Origin of the sequence: Clostridium sp. OM02-18AC, assembly GCF_003481825.1 — a bacterium.
Taxonomy (GTDB): domain Bacteria; phylum Bacillota; class Clostridia; order Lachnospirales; family Lachnospiraceae; genus Brotaphodocola.
Genome location: NZ_QULW01000007.1, coordinates 95,595 through 122,003, shown reverse-complemented (window position 1 = coordinate 122,003; position 26,409 = coordinate 95,595). Strand labels below are relative to the sequence as shown.

Below are 26,409 nucleotides of genomic sequence, written 5' to 3'. Positions count from 1 at the left end.
ATTCCTGCTCCTTATTTTCTGCGGGCGGTGATGGATACCCAGTCGCCCTGGTAGGTAGTTTCCACGATCTCAAGCTCCGGATTTGCATTCATCGCGTCTTTGACATCCTGTTCCTTGGTGTTGATGATACCGGAGGTGATGAACATGCCGCCGTGTTTGATGTGCTTGCAGATTTCCCCCTGCAGCATGATGATGACCGGAGCCAGGATATTTGCAACGGCGATGTCGTAGCGCTCATAGCCAGCCTGGTCCTGGATAGCCTTATCATCGATGATATTTCCCTGAACCACATGGAAGCGATCTGCCGGAATGTCGTTGGACTCCAGATTCTCGCCCACTGCCACGATCGCATTCTCGTCCAGGTCGGTACCAAATACACTTCTTGCACCGAGCTTCAATGCCGCGATGCCAAGGATACCGCTTCCGGTTCCCACATCGATCACATCGGTTTCCGGGGTTACATACTTGCGCAGCTGGCGGATGCACAGCTGTGTCGTCTCATGCATACCGGTACCAAATGCGGTTCCCGGGTCGATCTGAATGAGCAGCTTATCCTTATGCTCCTCCGGAATGGTCTCCCAGGTCGGCTTGATGAGGATATCGTCTACGGTAAACGGCTTGAAATACTGTTTCCAGTTGTTGATCCAGTCCTTATCCTCAGTCTCAGAAACGCTTAAAGTACGCTCACCAACATTGACAAACTCTGCGATCTCATCCAGTCCGGCATTCACCTGGTGAATGATATTTTCCAGATTGCTTAAATCTTCCACATAAAAGCTTACCTTTGCGGTACCATCGTCCGGCGGAAGTTCTGGAAGAATATCGATGAACATGCCCTTGGTATCGGCATCGGATAACGGAACATTGTCCTCGATCTCAATGCCCTCAATGCCGATCTCATCCAGCATACTGCTGATGAGGTCAACGGCTTCGGTTGTCGTTTTTAACGTAAATTTGGTCCACTTCATGAGGTCCTCTCCTTTTTCTTCTTTATTTAAATTCCCAGTAAAATTTTTACAAACAAAATAAGCAGCACGACCAGAATAACCGGACGCACGATTTTCTGACCGTTATTCACAACAAGTCCGGAACCAAGATAGTTTCCTGCAATACAGAACGCAGCCGCAGCCAGTCCAAGCCCGTAATAAGCGGTTCCATTGATCAGAAAATTCGTCAGCGCCATGACATTGGAAGTCAGATTGAGCACCTTGGTCATGGCAGATGCTTCGTGTATGCTCAGATGGGCAATCCCGGTTAAAACCAGAAGATAAAACGTGCCGGTTCCCGGTCCATAAAAGCCATCATACATGCCAATGACAAACGATGCTGCCACACTGATCAGAAGCACTGCTTTTCCGGACAATTTTTTTTGTTCGGTTTCGGTTCCCATATTTTTATTCCGCAGCACATAAAATGAAACGATCGGGAGCACTACCATCATCATATGCTTCAGCACGGTATCGCTCACCATGAGGGAAAGGCTGGAACCAATGTAGGAACCCACTAACGCTGTCAGACAGGCACACAGAGCTGTCGTAACCAGTTCTTTTCCCTTCAGATAGCCATTTTTCAAATACCGCCAGGTGGAAACACTGGTTCCCAGCGTTGACGATATTTTATTGGTGCCCAGGGCAAAATGAGCCGGAACTCCGGCAATGATATAGGCCGGAAGGGAAATCAGACCGCCTCCGCCTGCAATGGAGTCAACAAATCCCGCCAGGAACACCAGCGGGCATACAATCAGATACTGTAACATAACCATCTCTTTTCTCGTTGCTGTCCATATATGCCTGACCAGCAACCGTTTCTCTCGTAAATTGGCAAAATGCCACGGATATCAATATAACATAGAATCCGCGGCATGACAAGACTTCCCCTGTTTCTTATTTCTATATTTTTCGCCTATTTTTCACGGAAAATACTACGCTTCACGCGCAATGTCTGTAACGCCAAAAAGCGCTTTATGAATTCCCTCAGATATGGTATAGCTCAAATACTGAATCCGTTCATCGATATCCGGAGGTGTCACATAGAGATTTCCAAACTCCGGTGTCAGAAGTTCCCGGATCAAAAGATATTGCTCTTCCGGTTCCAGTTCCTCCACAAAACCACCAATGTGTTCTGTTCTTCTGCTTTTTTTCAGCGCTTCTGCCATAACATCCACCGTATCATACACAATCGCTGCCGCGCTCACAACCGTCGGCACCCCGATCGCAAGAACCGGGATCCCCAGGCTTTCTTTTGTCAGACCACGGCGGTGATTTCCCACACCGGACCCCGGATGAATCCCGGTATCGGTCAGCTGGATCGTTGTCCCAAGGCGCCGGATGCTGCGGGCAGCCAGCGCATCGATCGCAAGGAGCAGATCCGGCTTTGTCTCCTGAATAATTCCTTTTAAAATCTCTGCGGTCTCCATTCCGGTCTGCGCCATGACACCTGGGACGATCCCGCTCAGCGATGGGAAACGGTACTCTTTTTCATCATGTTCTTTCTCATCCTGTTTTTTTCTTTCATGATGTTTCCCATTTTGATCTTCCTGATTACCCACTTTGCCGTATCCGGTCAGATGTCTCGTCATCTGAAGGTTATGGATCACCTTAGGACCGAGTGCATCCGGTGTCACCTGGCTGTTTCCAAGTCCCACTGCCAGAATTTTTAATTCTGTTTCCATTTTCCCTGTCAGCGACCGAAGCAGTTTTTGCAAATCCCCCGCAAGTTCCTTCGAGACCTCCTCATGATAGCTTTCATCCTTTTTTGCAAGCAGATCTGCCTCCAGGGTCAGGTACGTTCCCATTGTCTTTCCCATGATTCTGGCTCCCTGCTCATTTAAAATCTTCACTTCTGTCATCCGAATATCCGAGTCACTTTCCCGCCATTTTCTCAATGACACGCCCTGTACTTCTCCTCCATCTCCCGGAAATCGCTCCTGTTCTTCCACTGCCAGGTCCGTCCGGATCTGAAAGGTCTGCTTATTTTGTTTTTTATCTTCATATTTCATACAAATCCCTCTTTTCTTTCTCTCAGCTTTCCTGCTGTTTTAAAGACCAATCTTCTTCGTATGTGTTACGATTCACGCATTGCATGTACAGCAGTCGTTTCGTTTATTTTTCGCAAAAATAAGCAATTTATGTATTGACATTTTCGGTTGGATTAGGTAGAATGCAATAGTATGTTTACATTGAACTGTCCGTGTCCAGACTTTGATGCAAACCAAAGACTATGAATAAAATTTTTGATTAATTGGAGGTGCCCAGATTGGCTAACATTAAATCTGCTAAAAAGAGAATCTTAGTAAACGAGACCAAGGCTGCTAGAAACAAAGCAATCCGTTCTAAAGTGAAAACTGCTTGCAAGAAGGTAGAGGCTGCTGTAACCGCTGGTGATAAGGCTGCTGCTCAGACCGCATTACTTGCTGCAACTTCCGAGATCGATAAGGCTTGCACCAAGGGTGTATACCACAAGAATACTGCTTCCAGAAAGGTTTCCCGCCTCTCTAAAGCTGTAAACGCAATGGCTTAATCATAAGACTGGAATATTATAAATAACAAAAAGCTTCGGTTCCTGGGTGTGAGGAACCGGAGCTTTTTTGTTATCTTCTGCGGTGATCAAACATGTCCCGTAAAAATGGAGCAGACAGCGGACGCATCACTGACGCCCATCGCTGCTATGCAATAGAGAAAAAGAGAAATCAGCGCAGACACCCTGCGGCGATTTCTCTTTTTTGTATTATCGTTCCCATATATGTCTGCGCTGCAGCTCATGCATTGCACAGACAATTTCAGAAGATATTAAACATTGAAGCGGAACAGGATGACATCGCCATCTTTGACAACGTAATCTTTTCCTTCCAGACCAACCAGACCTTTCTCTTTGGCCTTTGCGTAAGTACCGCAGTCTAACAGATCCTGGTAATTGACAACCTCAGCACGGATGAAACCACGTTCAAAATCAGAATGGATCTTTCCGGCTGCCTGCGGAGCCTTGGTGCCAACCTTGATGGTCCATGCACGGGTCTCATCCTCACCGGAAGTCAGATAACTGATCAGGCCAAGCAGACGATAGCTTGCAGCGATCAGCTTGTCCAGACCAGACTCCGAAAGACCAAGGGCATCTAAGTACTCCTGCTTCTCGTCATCATCCAGTTCAGCGATTTCCTGCTCAATCTGGGCACAGATTACAAATACCTCACAATTGTTCTCTGCAGCATACTCACGTACTGCAGCAACGTGTGGATTGGAAGCGCCGTCATCTGCCAGATCCTCTTCCCCAACGTTTGCAGCAAAGATAACCGGCTTGCAGGTTAACAGATTCAGGGAATTGACGAAAGCCATAACGTCTTCGTCATCATTTTCGTAGCTGGATGCCATCTTGCCGTCTTCCAGAATCGCCTTCAGCTCTTTTAAGATCTCTACTTCTTTTGCCAGAGACTTGTCATTGAACGCAGACTTGGAAGTCTTTGCGATACGGCGCTCCAGAATCTCGATATCGGAGAAGATCAGCTCCAGGTTGATGGTCTCAATGTCACGGATCGGATCGACACTGCCCTCTACATGGATGACATTCGGATCCTCGAAACAACGTACCACATGAACGATCGCATCGACCTCACGGATGTTTGCAAGGAACTGGTTTCCAAGACCTTCGCCCTTGGAAGCACCTTTTACCAGACCTGCGATATCAACGAACTCGATCACAGCCGGCGTTACTTTTTTGGAATGATACAGATCGCCCAGTAATTTTAAACGGTTGTCCGGAACCGCAACCACACCCACGTTCGGGTCGATGGTACAGAACGGATAGTTAGCAGACTCTGCACCAGCCTTGGTCAGAGAGTTGAACAGGGTACTCTTGCCGACGTTCGGCAGACCCACGATACCTAATTTCATAGTTTCTATTTCCTCCTTAGAAATACGCAGGAACGTATTTTATCTCTCAGCTTCTTACTCTTTAGCAGGAAAAGCGAGTTTTGTCCTTGTATACTATATCATAGGTAAGAAAAAATTTAAAGAGTAATCGGTTCCAGTCCGACTTTTCGTGCACAGGCCGCCGTTAACATTGCATGGTTTGACTGTGCTCCTCCTGTGGTAAACACAATTTCTGCTCCTTGTTTTTTCGCATCCGCAAGCAAAAATTCCAGTTTTCGAACCTTATTTCCGCCAAATGCCACCCCTGTGAGGTCATCTCGCTTAATCCAGATGTTCGTATGCAGATATTCACTGATATTCGACAAACGCTGTATCGGCGTTGGAAATACTCCAAGATTTATCTTCGGAAAATCACATAACTGTTTCATGCCCGGTTCCTCCCTTTTTGCATTAGATTTTTTACTGGTTACAATATCAGTCCTCTCCGTCTATCATAGCGCAATATCCGCAATTGGGAAACTCTTTTCTGCACATAGCAAAGAGCCATGAAAAACAGGATACTCCTCTTCTTCACAGCTCTTTATTCTGATTTTTCTTCTTCGTCAAAATCGGTTTCAAACTGCATAATCTCTTCCACTCTGCAATTTAAGATCCGACACAAAACTTCAATCGTATGCGTCGACACATACGCATTTTTCTTCAATCGGTTAATTTGTCCGGAACTGACACCATAATTCTTGATCAGCCGGTACTGAGAAACACCGCGGGTCTTCATGGTCTCCCAAAGCGGATCATACGTGATCATGTCCGTCCCTCCTGATTTATAAATCTCCTGTAACTGCATTCTGCGCATTCAGCTACAGTTTTATTCTATTAAATCAGTTTGTCCGAAATCTGTATATTATCCATAAATGGACATTGCTCTACTTTATAAAGCATATGAAACAATTTCGCACAGTAAGCATCCATAGTTCCGAAAGCCCCCGCCCCGCCATGCATAAGCGCATTCACGCCTGTTTTCACCCGTTTTGCTCCGCCGCCGATTGATCGTTCCTCCGCTAACTCGCTCACTGCGTTCGCTCAGACAGAGCTCCGAAACGATCGCTATGCTCACAAAACGGGCTGCAACAGGCTAAAAGAATGCGCTTATGCATGGCGGGGCGGGGACTTTCTATGTTATTGGCTCCACTACATACAAAAACCTGCAACCACTACTGAAATGATAGAGATAGGCTAATTATCTGCCAAATCAGTAATGGTTGCAGGTTTTTATTTTAGTAAAGCCAGTACACAGGAAACGCAAGCCAGCCGGTACAGGATAAGCATTTGTTTGAAAATCCGTGAGTGGGCGAGCATAGCGGCAGAACGGAGACCCTTGTTTGAGCACGCAGCGCGTGCGAGTTTGGGTCGCAGTTCTGCTGATAGGCGGCGCAGCCCACGAGCAAAAGGATTTTCACCCAAATGCGTTCCTGTAGCGGCTGGCTTGTGTTTCCGTATTTACAGAGACTTACTGTGCGATATTGTTTATTTCAGATATTTCTCCATCATCGGGCAGATATCCAGTGTTGCGAAATAATCCCGCGGTGTCTCAGCACGACGGATCATCTGCACGGAGCCGTCTTCCTTTAATAAGAGCTCTGCGGACTTGAGCTTTCCATTGTAGTTATAACCCATCGCGAAGCCGTGTGCTCCGGTGTCGTGGATGACTAACAGATCTCCCATATCGATCTTCGGAAGCATGCGGTCGATGGCAAACTTATCGTTGTTCTCACAGAGAGAGCCAGTTACGTCATACTTGTGGTCACACGGAGCATCTTCTTTTCCTGCTACGGTGATGTGATGGTAAGCTCCGTACATAGCCGGACGCATCAGGTTGACTGCGCAGGCATCGACGCCGATGTACTCCTTGTGGGTGTGTTTCTCATGGATAGCTTTGGTTACCAGGCAGCCGTAAGGTCCAAGCATGAAACGACCAAGCTCGGTGTAGATCGCTACATCGCCCATGCCGGCCGGTACCAGAACTTCCTCGTAAACCTTGCGGACACCTTCGCCGATTGCCATAATGTCGTTCGGCTCCTGGTCCGGACGGTAAGGAATGCCGATTCCACCAGAAAGGTTGATGAAAGTGATGTGGGCGCCGGTCTCTTCTTTCAGCTTAACAGCAAGCTCGAAGAGTACCTTTGCTAACATCGGATAATACTCGTTGGTTACGGTATTGCTTGCCAGGAATGCGTGCATACCGAAGTTTTCAGCGCCTTTTTCTTTCAGGATCTTATACGCCTCAAACATCTGCTCGGTGGTCATGCCGTACTTTGCGTCGCCCGGATTGTCCATGATATCATTGCTGATCTTGAACAGTCCGCCCGGATTGTAGCGGCAGCTGATGGTCTTCGGAATATAGCCTAAAACCTTTTCCACGCACTCAATATGGGTAATATCATCCAGGTTGATGATGGCACCCAGGTCATTGGCCAGCTTGAACTCTTCCGGCGGAGTATCATTGGAAGAGAACATGATGTTGTGACCGGAAAAGCCGGTTGCATCAGACATCATCAGCTCAGTTGCAGAGGAACAGTCCGTACCGCAGCCATACTCCTGCAGGATTTTCAGAATATACGGATTCGGAGTTGCCTTTACTGCAAAATACTCCTTATATCCCTTGTTCCAGGAAAATGCCTCTTTTAAACGCTTTGCGTTCTCACGGATTCCTTTTTCATCGTACAGATGAAACGGTGTCGGATAGGTCTTTGTGATCTCCTCTAACTGTGCTTTTGTTACAAATGGTTTTTTCTCCATCGGTATCTCCTCTCTATACAAAATCTGCTCTTGCAGGATTGATTTATCTTTGAAATAAAAACAGGAAGCCTGAACAGGCCGCAATCAAACTGATTGTAACCCATATCAGACTTCCTTGTCTAGTTCTTTCGATTAATATGAAAAATTAATACAAAAATTATTCAACCACTACCACACGCATGATGTTGGTGCTGCTCGCTGGCTCGTGACGGGTATTCTTGTTTACCACACCAGCCGTTACAACTGCAACATCGCCGCTCTTGATCACGTTCTTCTCTTTCAGAAGCTCAACGGAAGACTCGATCAGAAGGTCGGTGGAATCTGCACGCTTTGCCTGGTACGGTTTTACGCCCCAGTAGATCTGCATCTGACGTACTGCGGTTGCGCTCGGAGACAGACCGATTACGGTTGTGCTCGGTCTCCACTTGGAGAGCAGGCGGGTGGTAAATCCGCTGATGGACGGAGCGATGATCACATCTGCCTCCAGGTCATGAGCGGTGGATACGGAGGAATAGCAAACTGCGTTGGAAATGTTCTTGCGGTTTGCGGTGGATACTCTTCTCATACGGTATGCATTGTAGTCCAGGTACTGCTCGGAAGTCTCGCAGATCTGAGCCATCATCTTTAATGCCTCTACCGGATATTTACCCATTGCAGTCTCACCAGACAGCATCACTGCATCGGTACCATCGTATACTGCGTTTGCAACGTCGGTTACTTCTGCACGGGTCGGACGCGGATTGCGGATCATGGAATCCAGCATCTGGGTTGCGGTGATAACCGGCTTGCATGCCAGATTACACTTACGGATGATGGTCTTCTGGATGTGCGGAACCTGCTCAGCCGGGATCTCTACACCCATGTCACCACGTGCTACCATGATGCCGTCGCTGGCCTCAATGATGTCGTCCAGGTTCTCGATGCCCTCTGCATTCTCGATCTTTGCAACGATCTGGATGTGGGAACCAGCTTCGTCTAACATCGCACGGATCTCACGAACTGCATCTGCAGTACGAACGAAAGAAGCTGCGATAAAATCAAAGCCCTGCTCGATACCGAAACGGATATCTGCTTTATCTTTCTCAGTCAGTGCCGGAAGTTTGATCTTTACGTTCGGTACGTTTACGCCCTTACGCATGCCAAGCTCGCCGCCATTTACTACGGTGCAGACGATATCGGTGCCGTTTACTACTTCCTGAACCTTGAGCTCGATCAGGCCGTCATCGATCAGGATGGTGTTGCCAGCCTCAACATCTGCCGGAAGTCCGCTGTAGTTGATGAAACCGATCTGGTCGTCACCAACGATTTCGCGAGTGGTCAGGGTATAGGTCTGTCCCTCAACCAAAGTTACCTTCTTCTCATCTTTTAACAGACCAGTACGGATCTCTGGTCCCTTGGTATCCAGCAGGGCTGCGATCGGCAGATCGAGTTCCTCGCGGATGCTCTTTAACATATCCAGACGGGATTTCTGCTCCTCATAGTCGCCGTGGGAGAAGTTGAAACGTGCAATATCCATGCCGTTCTCAGCAAGTGCCTTCATCAGGTCGCGGTCATTGGTGTTCGGCCCCATGGTGCAGATGATCTTTGTCTTTTTCATAGATGTGTTGTCCTCCAAAATTATTTTATAAATCTATTCTTGTACAGAATCCTTTGTAACATGCTTGTGCGTGTACAAATGATCCTGACAGTACTCATAGTTACCCTCGCATTTGGAACAATAGCGGAATTCCAGTTCCGGATCGTCCAGTTCGGTCCGTCCGCACACCGCACAGCGGTGACGGGTCTTTCCCGGAACCACGATCTTCGCCTGCTGCTTAAATTCCTGCCGGCGTTTGATCTCCTTCGGTGCGTAGCGCCTGTAGTTTCGGGTCATGGCAAAAAACAGGATAATGGTGATCATGGAAAGCACCAGTTCCACCTTCACGGCAATGCTTCCCGTGATAAAATCATAAAGATAAACGGCTGCCTCAGCAATTGCGATCCATTTTGCTTTTACCGGCAGCACAAAGAACATGTAAAACTGTGCGTCCGGATTGATGATGCAAAAAGCAAAAAACAGAGATGCGTTCAAAAAGCCGGTAGATAACAGCCAGTTCTGACCAAACACAAAGTAGCCCACAAACGCAGCCACGATCTGTGCCAGAATTCCCATGATAAAGAATACGTTGAAGCGGAAAGAGCCCCAGACATATTCCAGCGTCTGTCCCAGATTATAATATAGAAACAACGCGATCAGACCATAAAAGATCTGAGTAAAGCTCCAGGAGCCAAAAGCCGGCGGATAGATCAGAAATGTGACAAGCCGCCAGATCTGTCCACGTAAGATCATGCCTACATTTAAACTTAAGTAATTGTAGTAGATCATGGGATCCAGAAGCCATACCACCAGCCCGACCGCATAAAGGATCGTGATGTAATACATCAGATTCCGGATGGCATATTTCTGATACTTTCGTTCGAAATCCGTAAAAAATTTCATGCAGTTTCCTTTCTGTCTTTTTATTGGTTCCGTTCTGGCTGCAAAAACAAGATGCAGACGCGGTGTTAACACTCACCAGTCACAACAACAGGCGCAGGTTCAGAACAGATTCCGCTTTGCAAAAATCCATGCCACTGCACAGGTCAGGATGACTGACAGAACAATGACAATCACAAAACCATAAGGATTTGTTGCAAATGGCATGCTGCTGCTCAAAACGTTCATGCCGTAAAAGCTGGATACCATGGTCGGAATCGACATGACAATCGTAATGGTTGCCAAAAACTTCATGACAATGTTCAGATTATTGGAAATAACCGAAGCAAACGCGTCCATGGTGCCGCTTAAAATGCCGCTGTAGATGTTCGCCATCTCGATCGCCTGCTTGTTCTCAATGATGACGTCGTCCAGAAGTTCGGTATCCTCCGGATACTTTTTGATTTTCTCACTCTTTAACAGTTTCTCCAGCACGACCTCATTGGACCGCAGGGACGTGGTAAAGTACACCAAGCTCTTCTGAAGTTCCAGAATCTCGATGAGTTCCTGGTTTCGCGGGGATTTGTAAAGTTCCTTCTCTACGATATCACTCTTCTTGTCGATGATGCGCAGATACTGCAGGTAAAGGGATGCATTCTTGTAAAGGATCTGAAGGATAAAGCGTGTCTTCATATAAGTATAGAAGTCACGGACTCTTCCGTCCATGAATGCGTTTAATACCGGTGTTTCTTCCAGACACACGGTAATGATGATGCTGTCCGACATGATGATGCCCATAGGAATGGTCACATACCAGTCTTTTTCATTACGTTCCTCGATAACAGGGATATCAACCAGGATCAGGCTATAATGTTCTTCCAGTTCGATACGGGATCGTTCTTCTTCATCCAGAGGGGCCCGGACATGATCCGGATCGATCTCATAGCGTTCTGCGATCTCAAGGATCTCAGTTGCAGTCGGATTTGTCAGTGCAATCCAGCAGCCGGATTCCGCTTCGTCAACCTGATGGATCGCTCCATCTTCCGTTTTAAATATGCGTATCATATGATCGTTCGTTCCTTTCCCTGTTTCGGCTATCTTATTATAATTTCTGAGTCCCTGTTTGTCAAATCTATTGATCGTTCTTTTTCAATTCTGACAGAAGTTTCCAAATTTCTTTACTAAATTTTTACGTGTTCAGAAATTATAATATGGAAGATTTTAACTCAAAGCCTGCATTGTATGCGGGGAGGATGCGTCTTTTTCGCTAAGTAAAGAGGAAGTTTTCCCACATCTGATGAATTTATTACAAAAATTTAGCAACCGAAAATGCAAAAAAGAAACCCGGAAACCTATCCAAGTCAGATAGCACCACCGGGCTTTTTTCATATCTTTTATTCTGCTATTTCTACATTCTTTGTAGCAATCCAGTCAACACCTGTGTCACAGACATTTTTTACAATCACATCACCAATGTGAACCGGCGCTTTCACACGCACTGGTTTTAAAGTTTCCATTGCTTCAAAAATGCTTGCCTTTGGAATTCCAGCATTTGTTTTCACAGAGCAACAGGCAATGGTTCCGTCCTGAACACGAATCATACTTGTGAGAACACGGGTAGGATTTGATAGTTCTGTTTTTCCGTACGCTTCACCCCTTGGACAAGAATTTCCTGTCACTGCAAAATCATTTTTCTCATCTACATGAAGATGACAGCCCTTGGGGCATACAATGCAAATCAGCTCTGTCATTTGCCCACCTCCTCTGCACGAACGGTCAACTGGTCTCCCGATATCTGTTTCATCAGTTTTGCAGGAATGAAAATATGTTCCATCTCACCAGGAGCCATATGTTCCCTCTTAAAGCAGCAAATCTGCTTTTCTCCGTCGAGCACCTGAATCTCGCTGTCATTCATAACAGCATTAACACGAAACGATACATCCACGCCCTTATCAATCCGGTTTATTCGGACTGCCTGCGGAACTGTATAAGTCACACGACCGGCTTTTTTCAGGGTAACAACCGTCTCCTCTTTCGGTTCTGCTGCTCCACTGATACAGGACGCTGCATACATTGCTGCTGCTTTTCCTGCCCGCTCACTTTCCGACGTCACAAAATCCACTAAGTCATGGACATGCACCACATTTCCGCAGCTGAAAACACCCGGCTCTGCCGTCTCCATATTCTCGTAAACTACCGCACCTCTGGTGGCTGTATCAAGCGGAATTCCCGCCTTCTTTGTCAATTCATTTTCCGGTATCAGTCCCACCGATAAAAGCAGGGTATCACAATCGAAAACTATTTCTGTTCCCGGAATCGGTTTCCTGTCACTTCCCACCTGAGCTACCGTTACTTTTTCCACCCGGTGAAGTCCCTCTACATTTGTGACCGTATGAGATAGATACAACGGAATATCGTAGTCATTCAGGCACTGCACAATATTTCTATTTAAACCGTTGCAGTATGGCATTAATTCCACACATGCCAAAACCGTTGCACCCTCTAACGTCATGCGCCTTGCCATAATAAGTCCGATGTCACCGCTTCCCAAGATCACCACCCGGCGACCTACCATGTAACCTTCAATATTCATGTATCGCTGGGCCGTTCCCGCTGTAAACACCCCAGACGGTCTGTCTCCCGGAATTGCTACAGCACCTCTGGTGCGTTCTCTGCATCCCATGGCAAGAACGACCGCACGTCCTTCCACTTCCAACAGACCATCTTTTGTGTTGCAGGCCGTTATCCTGTGATGGTCTACGGAAAGGACCATGGTATCCAGCAAAACCTCCACCCCGAATTCCTGGGCTTTTTTTACAAATCGTGCCGCATACTCCGGTCCCGTCAATTCCTCTTTAAAATAATGGAGACCAAAACCGTTATGGATACATTGATTTAGAATTCCTCCGGCTTCTTTATCACGCTCAATCACCAACACATCCTCTGCTCCTGCCTGCTTTGCACTGCATGCAGCCGCCAGACCAGCCGGACCTCCTCCTACTACCACTACATCATAAACACGTTTCATCCGGCAACCTCCTTTACTGCAGAAGTGATAATGAAGGTTCCCTGTTCATCCATCAAAATTTCCTCCTGCCTTACAGACAATTCTCTTGCAAGAATTTCATGAACACGAGGGCCACAGAATCCACCCTGGCAACGTCCCATTCCAGCATTGCATCTGCGTTTGATAGCGTCCACACTGCGTGGAACTATAGGACTATGAATGGCATCTACAATTTCCCCCTCTGTCACGGTCTCACAGCGGCAGATAATGCGACCATACAGAGGATTTTTCTGAATTATTTTTCTTTTCTCCTCCTCGCTGAGATAACGGAAACGTACTTTCTTTCTCTCGTCTATAAAGGATTCCTTTTTCTCCATTTCCAGTCCACAATCTCTCAGGATACGCTCTGCCTCCTCAGCAATGGCCGGAGCACTGGAAAGTCCTGGCGACTTGATTCCCGCCAGATTAATAAAATGAGGGCAGCACTCTGCTTCACCGATAACAAAATCCGGGACCTGAGTATTGGGGCGAACGCCGGCATACTCATGAATAATCTCTCTGAAATCCACTCCGGGCACAGAACGATGTCCCTGCTCCTTTAAAAGCTCCAATGTAGCCGGATCCGTTCCTACATGATCACCATCCTGTACTTCATAACAGTCAGGACCTACCAGAAGATTTCCATGCACCGTAGGTGTCACGCAGATTCCCTTAAATCCATGTTCATCAGGACACGGAAATACTACGGAATGAAGTTTCTCTCCCTCGCACTTATCCAAAACATAATACTGACCTGCAAAGTTGGTCTGATGCAATTCATGACCACCCACCATGCCGTAAACTTCTGCTGACCAGCCACCACCTGCATTGATGACATAACGGGTCTCATAGATTCCGGAAGCAGTAGTTACACAGAAATGGTCATCTACCTTTTCAATAGCAGTAACTTCGCTTTCCAGTTTTATATCTACGCCGTTTCGAACAGCTGTCTCCGCCATGGCAATACAGTATTCCCAAGGGTTAATGATGCCTGATCCCGGCGCATAAAGAGCCGCTTTCATATTTGGATTTAAAGCCGGTTCCAGCTTCAGAGCCTCATCATGATCTACAATGCGTACGCCCTCTGCGCCGTTTGCTACTCCCCTGCGATACAATTCCTGGATATACCCCAGTTCATGTGGGTTGTCATATGCAATGATAAACGTAGGCATATCAAGCCGCTCTACATCCAGCTTTTCGCATATTTCTTTTGCCAGCTTAATCCCGCGAATGTTCAGTTTTGCTTCCATACTTCCCACCGGACAATCAAATCCGGCATGAAGAATAGCGGTATTTGCCTTCGTACATCCATTTGCGACGTCATTGTAACGTTCACAAACGCATACAGACAGGTTATATCTGGATAACTGGTAAGCCGTAGCAGCCCCAATCACACCGCACCCCACAATCAACACATCATACATATGCTGCACTCCTTTTCGCTTTACCACCACTTAATCTGGTCAGTAATATATTGTCTCTTGGCAATAAATTCCGGTGAAGTTACATCTCTTGGTCTTGGAAGATCAATCTTCAAATCCTCCTTGATTGTCGTTGGCTTATTGGAAAGAATCAGTACACGCTCTGCCAGGTAAGCCGCCTCCTCAACATTGTGGGTGATAAACAGCACTGTAGCGCCTGTCTCTTTCCACAGCTTTAACACTTCATCCTCCAGATAAAATCGCATCTTAATATCCATCTGACCATAAGGTTCGTCCATAAGAAGCAAATCTGGATTCATGGCAAATGCCCGTCCGATAATGATTCTCTGCTCTGTAGAAACGGAAAGCTGATGTGGATAAGAATTTCTGAACGGCTCCAGTCCCATAAGCTTGATGATATTTTCTACTCGTTCGTCAATTTCTTTCTTTGGAAGCTTTTTTAGTTCCAGACCAAACCTCAAATTCTGTTCCACGGTCTTCCATGGGAGTGCCGACGGTTCCTGGAACACAAAAGCCAGGTTGTGTTTTTTCGGATCGGCGCTCTCACCGTCAATTAACAAGTCACCTTTTGTAGGCATATAAATTCTAGTCAGAAGATTCAAAAATGTGGTTTTTCCACAACCCGTAGGACCTACAATACAGACAAACTCGCCTTTTTTAATATTGAAAGAAATATCGTTTAACACTTTCAAACTGCCGAAATTCTTCGTCAGATTGTGGACCTCTACTTTATACTGATTGTCGCTCATCTCTTGTCCCTCCTACAGTGCCAGATCCGTGTTATCGGAAATTTCTTTACGCAAACGCAAAAACTCCGGGTCAATGGTATTTCTTGGTCGCGGCAGATTGATATCGTAAACTGCCTTCACATGAGCCGGGCAGTTAGACAGCAGAACAATGCGATCCGCCAGATACAATGCCTCTTCGATGTTATTTGTCACGAATAGAACGGTTCTCTTCTCCGCCTGCCAGATTCTCTGAACCTCTTCCTCCATTGCATAGCGGGTCTGGGCATCCAGAGCACCAAAAGGTTCATCCATCAGAAGAATCTGAGGGTTATTGGAATACGCTCTGGCGATACTGACTCTTTGCTTCATACCGCCGGACAATTCGCCCGGGTAGCTCTTCTCAAAGCCCTGAAGTCCCACCAGATCAATGTACTTCTGAGCAATCTTGCGACGCTCCTCCTTTGGAATTCCCTTGATTTTAGGTCCAAACTCCACGTTTTGCATAACCGTTTTCCAGGGCATCAGAGCACGCTTCTGGAATACCATTCCGATTCGTTCATCGCTTCCTTTGATTTCTTCCCCGTCCAGGAAAATCGTTCCATCTACCGGTTTTTCAATTCCTGCGATCATGTTTAACAAAATGGTTTTTCCACAGCGTCCAGGTCCTAAAATAACTAAGAATTCTGAATCCTTTACATCAAAAGAGACATCAACTGCCGCGTCAAAAACCTTATCTCCTACAATATAACTCTGCGAAATATGTTCCAGTTTTAATTTGATTTTTTGGCTGTCCATGGGCAAATAATCCTTTCTAAGATTTGAATGAGAATGGCCAGCAGTGCGCCGACTACTCCGATGCATATCATAGCCAGAAGGCACAGTGGATAATCTCCAGAATCCATACCTCTGACAATCAAGAATCCTACACCAGACTTGCCACCTAACATTTCTGCTGCCAGCACGACCATCCAGCCTGCAGAGGTTGAATTACGGATTCCGGCAAAAATAGCATCAAGTGCAGAAGGAATGGCAATCTCAAACAATGTCTGCCACTTGTTCGCGTGAAAAATCACTCCGATATCCAAATACTCTCTCTGGACATTGGCAATTCCTGCCTGAGTGTTTACAACCACCGGCATCAACGCACCAATAAAGACGATAAGAACCTTTGGAAACTCACCAATTCCGAACCACATTGTCACCAGAGGAACCCATGCCAGTGGCGGAACTGCACGAAAAGCAGTAAAAATAGGGCCAAAAAGGGCATTCGCCTTCTTATTCCAACCGATGAAAATGCCAAAAGAAATTCCCAGAACCCAGGCCAGTCCCAGCGCGATAAACACTCGTTTCAGGCTTGCCCAGATATGTCCAAACAGTCCAAGTTTTTTAATAGGACGATCCAAAAGTTTTAAATAACGATCCCACACAGCTGCAGGAGAAGGAAACTGAGATCCAGGCTTCGAGGAAGCCGCAACCCACAGTGCAAACAGCATAATGATTGCAATAACCGGCAGAACCCTGTAAATCCGATTCCGCAGAATTTCTTTTTTCTCATATTCACTGAGGAACAGTTCTTCTTTTTCTTTTTTCATTTTTTCCACCCCAGAACCTTTCCTTCAACAAGGCCTAACAGCCAAGTGAATACTACACCAAGTGCTCCGATTACCACAATGCCCAGGATGATGATATCTGGTCTCGCAAAAGAGCGACCTTGCTGAATCATATATCCGAGTCCCAGATTTGCCGCCAGCATCTCTGCTGCTACTAAGGTAGCCCAGGCATTGCCCAGCGCTACACGGATTCCCGCAAAGGTCATCGTCATAGCAGATGGAATCCCGATTGTACGGAAAATAGTGAAATTAGAAGCACCGCAAATTTTTCCCACATTGATGAGGGCTTCACTTGTCTGGCGGATTCCTGTGTAGGAATTGATGACGCATGGAACAAATGCGGAAAAAAATACGATAAAAGCTTTTGCCTTCAGTCCCAGCCCCATCCAGATAATGGTAATGGGAATCCATGATACTGGCGGAATAGGACGCAGAATTTCAAATATAGGACGCATAAAACTGTCAAATCCCCGAAACCATCCCATGCACAGTCCCAACGGAACGCCAATGATAATAGCCAGGAAAAATCCTGATAAGGCAACCTGAAGGCTTGCTACAATATGAGCTCCCAGGACTGCTCCATCCGGATTGGGATCCGTTAATTTTACAAAAAACAATTTCACAACCTCAGACGGCATCGGAACATATCTGCTGGGAAGGAACCCAGACGCAACCGCCAACTGCCAGATCAGCAGGAAAGCCAATACGCCAATAGCCGAAAGCATCGCCATCTGAAAGTCATTTTTTCTCTTTTCCGTCTGCACTTTGGCAACACGTTCTTCGTTTGACAGCCGGTGTACGTTTTGGTCACTCATGCTGTAATCCCTCCTTCATTTAAGTGAGGGAACGGATTTTCCTTTCGTATCATCCGCTCCCTCTTTTTTATTTACCCGGAAACATTTTCGGGCTCACAATGTACAATTACTACTTCACTGCTTCTGCAATAACAGGATTTACAAGACCTTTATCCTGGATGGTCTGACGATCTTCCTCCGTGTAGTTGCCCAGTGTGATGAAGAAGTCCAGAGTCTCAAAGAGCTGGTTGGTAGCCTTTGTAACCTTATTTCCACTTCCATTGCGGTCATCTTCCTCTGTTGTCATAGCAGAAACCGCCTCAGACAGTGTCGGGCAATTGTACTCTTCAATCAGGCGCTTTGCAATGTCCTCGGTGACAGCAACACCCTCATCCTCGCAGGACTGTACAAACAGCTCTTCTGCTTTTGCCATATTCTCTTCACTTTCATTGCACCATTCCCAAGTCTTGTAATATACCTGGAATGCAGTTTCAACCAGCTCAGTCTTGTTCTCGATGGCATCCTTGGTTGCACACATAGCAGAAATATTATTCAGCCCCAAATCCTTAATATCCGTTACGCGAACATAACCATTTTCCTCTGCCTGGCATGCAAATGCGTTCCATACGCACATTGCGTCACCTTCGCCAGTCTGGAATGCAGTCAGGCAGGTTCCAACTGCTGTATCCACGATTTCAATTCCATAAGCATCCAGATCATCAATGCCAATGCTATTCATAAATGCCATAAACATATACTGCAATGTAGTTCCTCTGTTTAACAGAACTTTCTTGCCTTTCCAGTTATCCGGATTTTTCGGATCTTTAGCAAGATCGGTATCAGGACGTACAAACAATGCTGTGTTAAATTCGTTGTCGCATACACCAAGCATGTTGATATCATAGTTCTTCATACCATTTAATACACCAGGAGCACCTACATCGCACACATCCCAGTCTGCACTGGCTTCCATCATGGCCGGACCACCGGTAAAGGACTGATATTCTACATCAATATTCAATTCATCGAAAAAGCCCATCTCATCTGCCACATACCATGGCATGGAATGCGCAGATCCTGCAAAGAAACCAATACTTAAGGTTGTGCGCTCATCCAATGGTTTCAATCCCAGTGTAGTGTCTGCGCCTTCCTCTGCTGCTTCTGTTTTTTCTTCCTTTGTGTCCTCTTTCGCTGCTTCGGTATCCGTTGCTGCCTCGGTTGTCTTAGCCGCATTTCCAGATCCTCCGCATGCAGTCAATGCCCCCATAAGAACTGCCGCGCCCACAATCGCCAATGCTTTCTGCTTCATCTTTCTCATTATACTTTCTCCCTTCTTTTATTTCATACTTTTTAACAGCAGCCACAGCCTTGATGGCGGTGACCGTATGCATCCATTGGGTCTTCATCCGGATTTTTCATGCCCAGATGTACTGCCGCAACCTTAAAGGTCTGCGGAAGTGCCAGAATGTTCGGATTCTCTCCTACGAATTTCTTTTTCGCATCCTCCAGTGCTTCCTCAAAGGTAGCTCTTGTCTTTAATCCCATTCCTCTTGCGTAACCAGGTTCCTTAGCTCCTACAATGTAGATGGCACTTGTGTTCATCTCAGCGATGTGACCGCAGCTCATCATAGAGAAACCATGGAATGGATGGAAGGCATTTGCAAAACGATATTTCCGGATATATTCCTCGTTGGTTGCAAAATATTCGCCTAACCGGTTCATATCCGGCAACGTGTTCATTTCATCCCTCTGGAACCATTCATAACATTCCCGCAGATAAGGCCATCTGTCATCATTGAAGAAACCGTTGCAGAGACTGGAACAGATAATCACGCAGTTATCGCTCATGACTCGCTTAAACCGGAGCACCTGTGCAGACAGTGCCTGCATCATCATAATCGGATTGGTTCCCATACCATCTCCATAATGGAATTTCTGCGGCATGCCGAACACCAGAACATCGTATTTTTTTTCTGCCCAATGTACGTAAGTGCGCTTATCTGCCACTTTCCAGGACAACGGCATCATTTCTTTTGCGTATCCAGAAAAAATAGCAATCTGACGACTCTTTGTATCCAAAACCGCATCACAGCAGAAGAACGGATGTCCCATTTTTTCTTCCATTTTCATGGAAATCTCATCAAATTTATTTCTCATGAGGCTGGCATTGTTTACTGGTGTAAAATCATCCCTGTGCATAACCATGGGAACATGGTGGCTGGCAATGCTCTTCCAGTTGCTAATTCCAGTTGCACTGTGCTTGTAACCTCCCGAATAACCTCCATAAGGATTTCCCTGAACATGTCCGATGAGGATCGGAAGATCTGCCTCATACACATATTTATTGATGAAAACCGGATCACCTCTGTCTGTAAGTCCCAGATCTACCATATGTTCCATATCCTCGGAATCGTGGCTGATGATCTGTCCCGTATACCAGAACTCTTTATACAGTTCCGGTCCAAAGATTGCCAGGGCATCTTTGTCTGTACTTCTGGGATGAAGTCCATTAGAAATAATGAACAGGATATCTTTTTTCTCCACACCTGCCCCGTAAAGTTCCTCCAGAATATACTTTACAGCCAGTTTTCTGTGGCTGGTTGGCTGCTCTCCGCCTTTCACACGATCAGGAATGATAAAGACGACCCTGCTTCCCTTGTGAACCAGATTTTTCACCGGCTCCATACCGATTGGATGAGCCAAACTTTCTTTATAAGCAGCCTCCAGCTTCTCCTCCGGAATGTAGTCTGGATCCGGCACAGTAACACCAGGAATAAATGTGTCTGTATTATCCGGCAACCAGGCACCCAAAGTACCTTCTCCATATTCAAATTCAAAATGTTTCATGATGGATACCTCCGTTATTTTGTACAATTTTCGCATCATTTCCCATCACTTTTTGTCACAATTATAGCATAATTTTCGTGTTAGTCAATTCGTTTAGCGCAAATATCGGGCAACTTTTTAAGCAAACGTTTGTCTTGCTGTATTTAAAGGCTTTTTGAAATTTATTAAACAATTGGCACAACTGATACTTTTCAAATTTGGTTGATATTTTAACGGTTATTCTCGATTTATTACAAATTATTTTGTTATTTTTCACTGTATCATTTCTTGATTTTTACACAAACGTTTGTTATAGTAAATATGTATACTTTTTCTTCTATTTATGGTATTCTTGTTAATAATGATGCATAAATTCTTGATGTGACACAGAAGGGGGATATTTTATGTCATTAAAAGACATTGCAGCGGAGGTTGGTGTTTCTATCTCCACTGTTTCCAGAGTTCTGAATACAGAAAATACATCTGCTGCCAGTAAGGAACTTCGGCGGAAAATATGGGAAGTTGCAAAACAGCAGGGCTACATGCCAAATCTGGCTGCCAGGCAGCTTCAGGGCAGCGACTCCCACCGGAGTCTTAAGCCCAAATCACTATACTGTCTTTTTGCAGTTGCTCCCCAGGAGACAAAAGATGACCCTTTTTATACAAAAATTCTGGAAAGCGTAGAACAGGAAGCATTTAAGCATAATTATATCCTGCAGTACACGTTTTCTGCCAGCGCGCTGGAAAGTCCTAATCTAATGTCCCCCATTCTGTCAGCAACACCCTCCGACTGTCTGATCATCATTGGCCGTTTCAAAGCGGAAACACTGCACCAGTTAGAAGCTTATTTCAAGAAGATTATCTATGTGGGATTGAATATTCTGGACGCAGACTGCGATCAGATCGTATGCGACAGCTACAAGATCACCTGTAGCGTTGTCAACTATTTTTATTCACAGGGACACAGAAAAATAGGTTTTATTGGAAGCAACGAAGGGCGTATGCGTGGATACCGCGAAACAGTAAAATCATTAAATCTGCCCGTAGATGACCGTTATATCATTAGTGACATGTTTTTGTCCATGGATGGAGGATACCAGGGAATGCTGCGCCTGTTAGATTCTGCTCCGGATGTCACTGCCGTATTCTGTGCAAATGATATGGTTTCTATCGGTGCATTGCGCGCCTGCCGTGACCGGAACATCCGTGTCCCCGATGATATTTCCCTGATTGGCTGTAACGATGTAGAAAATGTCCAATACACTTCGCCCATGCTTTCCAGCGTCCATGTACCTCTAGAGGAAATGGGCAAAATGGCAGTTCGCATTCTTCTTGACCGGGTAGACGGTGGTCATAGCAGTAAACTGAAAGTAGAATTTCCATACAGCATCATAAAAAGGGGAAGCTGCAAAAAGCTATGATCCTTCTTTCTGACAGAAGTTTCCAAATTTCTTAACTAAATTTTTACGCATCCATAAATTGTAATATGGAAGATTTTATGTTAAACTCTGCACTGTACTCTGAAAAAGTGTGTCTTTTTAGATAAGGAGGCAGGGGTTTTCCCCGCATCAAATGAGTTTATTACATAATAATACCCTTGGAATCGATATTGGTTCCACTACCGTAAAAATCGCAGTCTTAGACAGCGAACATCATATGTTATTTACCGACTACGAGCGCCACTATGCTAACATCCAGAAGACGCTCGCTCTTTTATTATCAAGAGCAAAAGAAAAACTTGGCGAGATGACTGTCTCCCCAAGCATTACCGGATCCGGCGGTCTGACGCTGTCCGGTCACTTAGATGTTCCGTTTACCCAGGAGGTTGTAGCGGTTGCTACTGCCCTGCAGGACTATGCCCCGCAGACCGATGTTGCCATTGAGCTGGGCGGCGAGGACGCAAAGATCATTTACTTTACCGGCGGTATCGACCAGCGCATGAACGGAATCTGCGCCGGCGGTACCGGTTCCTTTATTGACCAGATGGCATCCCTCTTACAGACCGATGCTTCCGGTCTGAACGAGTATGCCAAAAATTACCAGATGATCTACCCGATTGCAGCCCGCTGCGGCGTTTTCGCAAAATCTGATATCCAGCCGCTCATCAACGAGGGTGCTACCAGGGAAGATCTTTCCGCATCCATTTTCCAGGCTGTGGTCAACCAGACCATCAGCGGTCTTGCCTGCGGAAAACCAATCCGCGGCACCGTGGCATTTCTCGGCGGCCCACTGCATTTCCTGCCGGAGCTGCGCCAGGCCTTTATCCGTACCCTGAATCTGGATGCAGACCATATTGTCGCACCGGATCACTCCCATTTATTCGCTGCCATCGGTGCAGCCATGAATGCTGACGAGAACATAACCGTATCCCTGACCGATATGATCGAACGTCTTACCTCCGGCATCAAGATGGAGTTTGAGGTAAAACGTATGGAGCCGCTCTTTGCATCCCAGGCCGATTACGATGCGTTCCAGGCCCGTCATGCACAGCATCAGGTAAAAAAAGGAGACTTATCCACATACAGCGGCAACTGTTATCTGGGAATCGACGCCGGTTCCACCACCACCAAGGTGGCCCTGGTCGGCGAGGACGGAAGCCTTCTCTACAGCTTCTATGACAACAACAACGGAAGCACCATTGCAACTGCGATCCGTGCCATAGCTGAAATCAAAGAGATACTTCCGGAAACCGCACACATTGCCTGGTCGTGCTCGACCGGTTATGGCGAGGCCTTATTAAAGTCTGCCCTGATGTTAGATGAAGGAGAGGTTGAAACCATCTCCCACTACTACGCAGCAGCATTCTTTGAGCCGGATGTAGACTGCATCCTGGACATTGGCGGACAGGACATGAAATGCATCCGCATCAAGGACCATACCGTAGACAGCGTGCAGCTGAACGAGGCATGTTCTTCCGGCTGCGGTTCCTTCATCGAGACTTTTGCAAAGTCCCTGAATTATTCCGTCATTGACTTCGCGAAGGAAGCGCTTTTTGCCAAGAACCCGACAGACCTGGGCACCCGCTGCACCGTATTCATGAACTCAAACGTAAAGCAGGCACAGAAGGAAGGCGCTACCGTAGCCGATATCTCTGCCGGTCTTGCTTACTCGGTCATCAAAAATGCATTATTTAAGGTAATCAAGATCACCAATGCTTCGGACCTGGGCACCCATGTGGTTGTTCAGGGCGGTACCTTCTACAACGATGCCGTGCTCAGAAGCTTTGAAAAGATTGCCGGATGTGAAGCAGTCCGCCCGGACATCGCCGGTATCATGGGCGCATTCGGTGCCGCGCTGATCGCAAGAGAACGCTGCAACCACGAAAAGGGCACCTCCATGCTTCCGCTTGACCGGATTCTTTCCTTAAAATATGAGACTTCCATGGCACGCTGCAAGGGCTGCACCAACCACTGCGTCCTCACCATCAACCGTTTCGACGGCGGACGTCAGTTTGTCAGCGGAAACCGCTGCGAGCGCGGTCTTGGAAAAGAAAAAGCCAAGAAAGAAATTCCGAACCTGTTCGCTTACAAATATCACCGGATGTTTGACTATGAGCCGCTCCCGGCTGATGAAGCCACCCGCGGCACCATCGGTGTTCCGCGTGTTTTGAACATGTACGAGAACTTCCCGTTCTGGGCTACCTTCTTAAAGGAATTAAAATTCCGCGTGATTCTGTCTCCGCAGTCTACCAGACAGATCTATGAACTTGGCATCGAGTCCATCCCGAGTGAGTCTGAGTGCTATCCGGCAAAGCTGGTGCACGGCCATATTTCCTGGCTGATCCGTCAGGGTGTACGCGATATCTTCTATCCATGCATTCCGTACGAACGCAACGAGACCCCGCAGGCAGGAAACCACTACAACTGCCCGATGGTTACCTCCTACGCGGAAAACATCAAAAACAATGTGGAAGAGCTCTCTGAGTTCGATGTCCACTTTATGAATCCGTTCTTTGCATTTACCAACGAAGAAGTGCTGACCAAACAGCTTATCGTGGAATTCGGCAAAGAATACCATATTTCTTCCGTAGAAGTCCAGAAGGCAGCACACACTGCATGGGAAGAGCTTCTTGCTTCCCGCCGTGACATGGAAAAGAAAGGCGAAGAAACCATTGCCTGGTTAAAGGAACACGACCGCCACGGTATCGTCCTGGCCGGCCGCCCTTACCACGTAGACCCGGAGATCAACCACGGTATCCCGGAGCTGATCACCTCCTACGGCTTTGCAGTCCTGACGGAAGATTCCATCTCCCACCTGGCCGATGCAGAGCGCCCGCTCATCGTCACCGACCAGTGGATGTACCACTCCAGACTGTACCGCGCTGCCACCTATGTAAAGAACAGCGAATGCCTGGATTTAATCCAGCTCAACTCCTTCGGCTGCGGTCTGGATGCCGTTACCACCGACCAGGTACACGATATTCTGACCGGCTCCGGCAAGATCTACACCGTATTAAAGATCGATGAGGTCAATAACCTCGGTGCGGCAAGAATCCGTATCCGCTCCCTGATTGCAGCCTTAAAGGTGCGCCAGCAGAAGCATTTCGAGCGCAAGGTCGTATCCAGCGCTTACAACCGTGTTGTCTTCACCAAGGAAATGAAGAAAGACTATACCCTGCTCTGCCCGCAGATGTCTCCGATCCACTTTGAGCTGATTGAACCAGCCATCCGTGCATTCGGCTACAAGATCGAGGTGCTGCAGAATGACAGCAAAAACGCGGTCGATGTCGGACTGCAGTACGTCAACAACGATGCCTGCTATCCGTCCCTGATCGTCATCGGTCAGATCATGGATGCCCTGTTATCCGGTAAATATGACCTCGACCACACCGCAGTCCTGATGAGCCAGACCGGCGGTGGCTGCCGTGCTTCCAACTACATTGGCTTTATCCGCCGTGCACTGGAAAAAGCCGGTATGCCTCAGATCCCGGTCATCTCCGTCAATGCGAACGGTATGGAAACCAACCCTGGCTTCACGTTCACACCAGGACTGATCACCAAAGCGATGCAGGGCGTTGTTTACGGCGATCTCTTCATGCGCGTGCTCTATGCCACCCGTCCTTACGAAAAGGTTCCGGGTTCCGCAAACGCATTGCATGAAAAATGGAAAGCCCGCTGCATCAAGAGCCTTTCCACCCGCTCCGCAAACATGATGGAATTTAGAAGAAACATTAAGGGAATCATCCACGACTTCGACGAGCTGCCGCGGTTAGATATTAAGAAGCCGAAGGTCGGCATTGTCGGTGAGATCCTGGTAAAATTCTCCCCGCTTGCCAACAACCACATCGTGGACCTGCTGGAATCCGAAGGTGCTGAGGCAGTGATGCCGGATCTGATGGACTTTCTTTTATACTGTTTCTACAACAGTAACTTCAAGGCAGACCACCTTGGCGGCAAGCGCTCCACCGCCCGCCTGTGCAACCTGGGGATCTCCCTTTTAGAGTATTTCCGTAAGACTGCACGCAAGGAGCTGGAAGCCAGCAAAAACTTCATCCCGCCGTCCCGCATCAGTGATCTGGCTGATATGGCAAAACACTATGTTTCCCTCGGCAACCAGACCGGTGAGGGCTGGTTCTTAACCGGCGAGATGCTGGAGCTGATCCACAGCGGCGTAAAGAATATCGTCTGCACCCAGCCGTTTGGCTGCCTGCCAAACCACATCGTAGGAAAAGGTGTCATCAAAGAGCTGCGCGCTTCCCACCCGGAGGCAAACATCATCGCAGTCGACTACGATCCGGGTGCCAGCGAGGTAAACCAGTTAAACCGTATCAAGCTGATGCTGGCAACCGCACAGAAGCAGTTAAAAGCAGAAGAAAATAAAGCAATTTCCTAAAAAGAAAAGAGGTTT

Annotated in this window: 23 protein-coding genes; 3 read left to right on the top strand and 20 right to left on the bottom strand. The window is 47.0% G+C overall.

What is annotated here, in order from left to right:
• Positions 1-11: 11 nt before the first annotated feature.
• The 3 genes from prmA to gpr form a co-directional block, all read right to left on the bottom strand.
• Positions 12-968: a 50S ribosomal protein L11 methyltransferase gene (gene prmA, locus DXB18_RS06890; protein WP_118706771.1), complete on the bottom strand. Its 957-nt coding sequence runs from the start codon at positions 966-968 to the stop codon at positions 12-14.
• A 26-nt stretch (positions 969-994) separates the two neighbouring features.
• Positions 995-1,756: a TSUP family transporter gene (locus DXB18_RS06885; RefSeq protein ID WP_118543582.1), complete on the bottom strand. Its 762-nt coding sequence runs from the start codon at positions 1,754-1,756 to the stop codon at positions 995-997.
• A 165-nt stretch (positions 1,757-1,921) separates the two neighbouring features.
• Positions 1,922-2,998, bottom strand: a complete 1,077-nt coding sequence (gene gpr / locus DXB18_RS06880) for a GPR endopeptidase (RefSeq protein ID WP_118706769.1) — start codon at positions 2,996-2,998, stop codon at positions 1,922-1,924.
• A 257-nt stretch (positions 2,999-3,255) separates the two neighbouring features.
• On the opposite strand from gpr, the gene rpsT reads away from it, so the two are divergent.
• On the top strand, positions 3,256-3,519 hold the full coding sequence (rpsT, locus tag DXB18_RS06875; RefSeq protein WP_118543584.1) for a 30S ribosomal protein S20: 264 nt from the start codon (positions 3,256-3,258) through the stop codon (positions 3,517-3,519).
• A 269-nt stretch (positions 3,520-3,788) separates the two neighbouring features.
• Here rpsT and ychF read toward each other — a convergent pair whose 3' ends face one another.
• The 17 genes from ychF to DXB18_RS06795 all read right to left on the bottom strand — a co-directional run bounded on the left by ychF (position 3,789) and on the right by DXB18_RS06795 (position 20,583).
• Complete coding sequence (gene ychF, locus DXB18_RS06870) at positions 3,789-4,886, bottom strand: redox-regulated ATPase YchF (RefSeq protein WP_118543585.1); 1,098 nt, start codon at positions 4,884-4,886, stop codon at positions 3,789-3,791.
• A 116-nt stretch (positions 4,887-5,002) separates the two neighbouring features.
• Positions 5,003-5,293, bottom strand: a complete 291-nt coding sequence (locus tag DXB18_RS06865) for a pyridoxal-phosphate dependent enzyme (RefSeq protein ID WP_118706767.1) — start codon at positions 5,291-5,293, stop codon at positions 5,003-5,005.
• A gap of 152 nt (positions 5,294-5,445) precedes the next feature.
• Positions 5,446-5,670, bottom strand: coding sequence for a helix-turn-helix transcriptional regulator (locus tag DXB18_RS06860; protein ID WP_118543587.1), 225 nt, complete (start codon positions 5,668-5,670; stop codon positions 5,446-5,448).
• 68 nt (positions 5,671-5,738) lie between these two features.
• Positions 5,739-5,936, bottom strand: coding sequence for a hypothetical protein (locus DXB18_RS16050; RefSeq protein WP_147355228.1), 198 nt, complete (start codon positions 5,934-5,936; stop codon positions 5,739-5,741).
• Between the two features lie 453 nt (positions 5,937-6,389).
• Entirely contained in the window at positions 6,390-7,661 is a 1,272-nt protein-coding gene (locus tag DXB18_RS06855) for a diaminopimelate decarboxylase (RefSeq protein ID WP_118543588.1), read from the bottom strand.
• A 157-nt stretch (positions 7,662-7,818) separates the two neighbouring features.
• The gene (pyk, locus tag DXB18_RS06850) at positions 7,819-9,258 is read right to left on the bottom strand and encodes a pyruvate kinase (RefSeq protein WP_118706765.1); all 1,440 of its coding nucleotides are present in this window, start codon (positions 9,256-9,258) and stop codon (positions 7,819-7,821) included.
• A 33-nt stretch (positions 9,259-9,291) separates the two neighbouring features.
• Positions 9,292-10,140 (bottom strand): hypothetical protein, encoded by an 849-nt coding sequence (locus DXB18_RS06845; protein ID WP_118706763.1) that lies wholly within the window; start codon positions 10,138-10,140, stop codon positions 9,292-9,294.
• 99 nt (positions 10,141-10,239) lie between these two features.
• Positions 10,240-11,181, bottom strand: a complete 942-nt coding sequence (locus DXB18_RS06840) for a magnesium transporter CorA family protein (RefSeq protein WP_118543591.1) — start codon at positions 11,179-11,181, stop codon at positions 10,240-10,242.
• Between the two features lie 329 nt (positions 11,182-11,510).
• The gene (locus DXB18_RS06835; RefSeq protein ID WP_118543592.1) at positions 11,511-11,867 is read right to left on the bottom strand and encodes a DUF1667 domain-containing protein; all 357 of its coding nucleotides are present in this window, start codon (positions 11,865-11,867) and stop codon (positions 11,511-11,513) included.
• Positions 11,864-13,144 (bottom strand): FAD-dependent oxidoreductase, encoded by a 1,281-nt coding sequence (locus DXB18_RS06830; protein ID WP_118543593.1) that lies wholly within the window; start codon positions 13,142-13,144, stop codon positions 11,864-11,866. Before DXB18_RS06830 ends, DXB18_RS06835 begins: the two co-directional genes overlap by 4 nt.
• Positions 13,141-14,586: an NAD(P)/FAD-dependent oxidoreductase gene (locus DXB18_RS06825; RefSeq protein ID WP_118543594.1), complete on the bottom strand. Its 1,446-nt coding sequence runs from the start codon at positions 14,584-14,586 to the stop codon at positions 13,141-13,143. The genes DXB18_RS06830 and DXB18_RS06825 overlap by 4 nt, the downstream gene beginning before the upstream one ends.
• 20 nt (positions 14,587-14,606) lie before the next feature.
• The gene (locus DXB18_RS06820; protein WP_118543595.1) at positions 14,607-15,353 is read right to left on the bottom strand and encodes an ABC transporter ATP-binding protein; all 747 of its coding nucleotides are present in this window, start codon (positions 15,351-15,353) and stop codon (positions 14,607-14,609) included.
• A gap of 12 nt (positions 15,354-15,365) precedes the next feature.
• Positions 15,366-16,127: an ABC transporter ATP-binding protein gene (locus DXB18_RS06815; protein WP_118543596.1), complete on the bottom strand. Its 762-nt coding sequence runs from the start codon at positions 16,125-16,127 to the stop codon at positions 15,366-15,368.
• On the bottom strand, positions 16,103-16,924 hold the full coding sequence (locus tag DXB18_RS06810; RefSeq protein ID WP_118543652.1) for an ABC transporter permease: 822 nt from the start codon (positions 16,922-16,924) through the stop codon (positions 16,103-16,105). Before DXB18_RS06810 ends, DXB18_RS06815 begins: the two co-directional genes overlap by 25 nt.
• Positions 16,921-17,673, bottom strand: a complete 753-nt coding sequence (locus DXB18_RS06805; protein ID WP_243035349.1) for an ABC transporter permease — start codon at positions 17,671-17,673, stop codon at positions 16,921-16,923. Before DXB18_RS06805 ends, DXB18_RS06810 begins: the two co-directional genes overlap by 4 nt.
• 193 nt (positions 17,674-17,866) lie before the next feature.
• Positions 17,867-19,054, bottom strand: a complete 1,188-nt coding sequence (locus DXB18_RS06800; RefSeq protein WP_243035346.1) for an ABC transporter substrate-binding protein — start codon at positions 19,052-19,054, stop codon at positions 17,867-17,869.
• Positions 19,055-19,086: 32 nt separating this feature from the next.
• On the bottom strand, positions 19,087-20,583 hold the full coding sequence (locus tag DXB18_RS06795; protein ID WP_118706761.1) for a lactate racemase domain-containing protein: 1,497 nt from the start codon (positions 20,581-20,583) through the stop codon (positions 19,087-19,089).
• A 383-nt stretch (positions 20,584-20,966) separates the two neighbouring features.
• Here DXB18_RS06795 and DXB18_RS06790 point away from each other — a divergent pair, with 383 nt between their 5' ends.
• Together DXB18_RS06790 and DXB18_RS06785 are read left to right on the top strand one after the other, a co-directional pair.
• Complete coding sequence (locus tag DXB18_RS06790; RefSeq protein WP_118706759.1) at positions 20,967-21,983, top strand: LacI family DNA-binding transcriptional regulator; 1,017 nt, start codon at positions 20,967-20,969, stop codon at positions 21,981-21,983.
• 151 nt (positions 21,984-22,134) lie between these two features.
• Positions 22,135-26,394 (top strand): 2-hydroxyacyl-CoA dehydratase, encoded by a 4,260-nt coding sequence (locus DXB18_RS06785; protein WP_118706757.1) that lies wholly within the window; start codon positions 22,135-22,137, stop codon positions 26,392-26,394.
• The last annotated feature ends 15 nt before the right edge of the window (positions 26,395-26,409 follow it).